1 protein-coding gene is annotated in these 2,681 nt (G+C 66.2%); it reads left to right on the top strand.

The features are described from left to right. The first annotated feature begins 275 nt into the window (after positions 1–275). Positions 276–2,624: an immune inhibitor A domain-containing protein gene (locus ACFU6K_RS36045; protein WP_380670412.1), complete on the top strand. Its 2,349-nt coding sequence runs from the start codon at positions 276–278 to the stop codon at positions 2,622–2,624. The last annotated feature ends 57 nt before the right edge of the window (positions 2,625–2,681 follow it).

Below are 2,681 nucleotides of genomic sequence, written 5' to 3' on the forward strand. Positions count from 1 at the left end.
GCTCCCGCCGCCACCCACGCCGGTGCGGGCCGGGCCGACTGGCCCCCGCGTTGACTGGTGCGGGTGCGCTCGGTTTCTCACCGACCTTTCACGAACATACGGTTGACATGCGGTCAGATGATGGGAAGTCGCGGAGGATAGCGCCGTGACCATGTCACGGTCAAGGTCTATCTTTTCCGTGCACACTTGGATCAAATGACGTCCACCTGTCTTTCATTTTGGTTTGCCGGGCTTTGGCCAAGAGCTGGGCCCCGGTCGGGGAGGACGTCACAACGTTGAAGAACACCAGGAGAACCGCTGCGGCTGCCACGGCCGCAGCGGTCATAGTCACGCTCGGCGCGGGCCTGTTCCCGGCCACCGCCGTCGCCGCCGGCTCGGCCCCGGTCCCGCGGGACCCGGCCGACGCCGTCCAGAACACCGAGCACAACCTTCCGGGCCCGCTGACCGCGAAGGTGGAGGCCGAGCAGAAGGCCGCCACCGAGAAGCTCCTCAACGGCACCGCCGAGGTCGAGCAGCACAACGGCAGCACCAGCGTGAAGCTCGGCAAGGACAAGTACGTCGAGCTCGCCCGTGAGCGCACGGACAAGATCTTCACCATCCTGGTCGACTTCGGTGACCAGGTGGACAACACCACCAAGACGCCGGACGGCAAGGTCAAGTACGGCGGCGAGGCCGGCCCCAAGCACAACGAGATCGCGAAGCCGGACCCGGCCACCAACAACTCGACCGAGTGGCAGGCCGACTACAACCAGCAGCACTACCAGGACCTGTACTTCGCCAAGGACAAGCCCTCGCTGAAGACCTACTACGAGAAGCAGTCCTCGGGCCGCTACTCGGTCGACGGCGTGGTCTCGGACTGGGTCCGGGTGCCGTGGAACGAGGCCCGGTACGGCTCCGACTACTGCGGCTCCAACGTCTGCGCCAGCGCCCAGGACCTGATCCGCGACGCCGTGGACATCTGGTACAAGGACCAGCAGGCCAAGGGTCAGACCGAGGCGCAGATCAAGGCGACCCTGGCCCAGTACGACCAGTGGGACCGCTACGGTTCGCACCACGACGGGAACTTCAACCAGCCCGACGGGTACATCGACCACTTCCAGATCGTGCACGCCGGCGAGGACAAGTCGGCCGGTGGCGGCAAGCAGGGCAGCAAGGCCCTGTGGGCGCACCGCTCGTACGTCTACGGCAACCTGCAGGGCACGGCCGGTCCCGAGGGCAACAAGCTCGGCGGCGTCCAGGTCGGCAACAGCGGCCTGTGGATCGGCGACTACACGATGCAGCCGGAGAACGGCGGCCTCGGCGTCTTCGCCCACGAGTACGGCCACGACCTCGGTCTGCCGGACCTCTACGACACCGCCGGCAAGGGCATCGACAACTCGGTCGGCTTCTGGTCGCTGATGTCCTCCGGTTCCTGGCTCGGCGAGGGCAAGAACAGCATCGGCGACATGCCGAACGACCTCGACGCCTGGAGCAAGTACAAGCTGGGCTGGCTGAAGGCCGACCGCGCCAAGGCGGGCACCGAGTCGACCCACCACATCGGCCCGGCGGAGTACAACAGCAACCTGCCGCAGGGTCTGATCGTCGACCTGCCGAAGAAGAGCATCACCACCGAGATCAACAAGCCGTTCGCCGGCACCGGTGAGTGGTGGAGCGGCAGCGCCGACAACCTGAACGTCACGCTCACCCGCGACGTCGACCTGACCGGCAAGACCAAGGCCAGCATCAACGCCAAGGCCTGGTACGAGCTGGAGCAGGACTTCGACTACGCGTTCGGCGAGGTCTCCACCGACGGCGGCAAGACCTGGACCGTCGTCGACGGCACCTGGAACGGGACCGCGCTGCCGCGCGAGAACGGCCGTCCGGCCATCAGCGGCCAGGTGGCCACCTGGGGCGACCTGTCCTTCAACCTGGACGCCTACGCGGGCCAGAAGGTCAAGTTCCGCTACCACAACACCACCGACGGCGGCCTGCACTTCCGCGGCCTGACGCTGGACAACATCGCGGTCGTCGCCGACGGCGCCACCGTGTTCAGCGACGACGTCGAGAACGGTGACAACGGCTGGGTGGCCGACGGGTTCTCCCGCTTCGGCGGCTCGTACACCAAGGACTACGCGCAGTACTACATCGCGGAGAACCGGCAGTACGTGTCCTTCGACCAGACCCTGAAGACCGGCCCGTACAACTTCGGCTTCGCCGACAGGCCGAACTGGGTCGAGCACTACTCGTACCAGCCCGGCCTGCTGATCTGGTACTGGGACGAGTCGCAGACCGACAACAACGTCAGCGCCCACCCGGGCCAGGGCCTGATCCTGCCGGTCGACTCGCACCCGACTCCGATGAAGTGGACCGACGGCACCCTGATGCGTCCGCGCATGCAGGGCTACGACTCCACCTTCGGCTCGCGCCGCACCTCCGGCCTGACCCTGCACAAGGCCGGCGTCGAGACCGTCATCCCGAAGGCCAAGGGCGTCGACGAGTTCAACGACCTGAAGTCGTGGTGGAGCAAGGACGACCAGTACAGCGGTGTCAACGTCCCGAAGACCGGGACCAGCATCGAGGTCGAGAACGAGTCCTCGAACTACCTGGAGACCTGGATCCGGGTCCGTCCGGTCGACAACTACTGATCGTCACCTCCGGGTAGCGATCGGCCTGTGACCAGGCAGCTCTGACAACTCCACGTC

Origin of the sequence: Kitasatospora sp. NPDC057512 (genome assembly GCF_042802135.1) — a bacterium.
In the GTDB taxonomy this organism is placed as follows: domain Bacteria; phylum Actinomycetota; class Actinomycetes; order Streptomycetales; family Streptomycetaceae; genus Kitasatospora.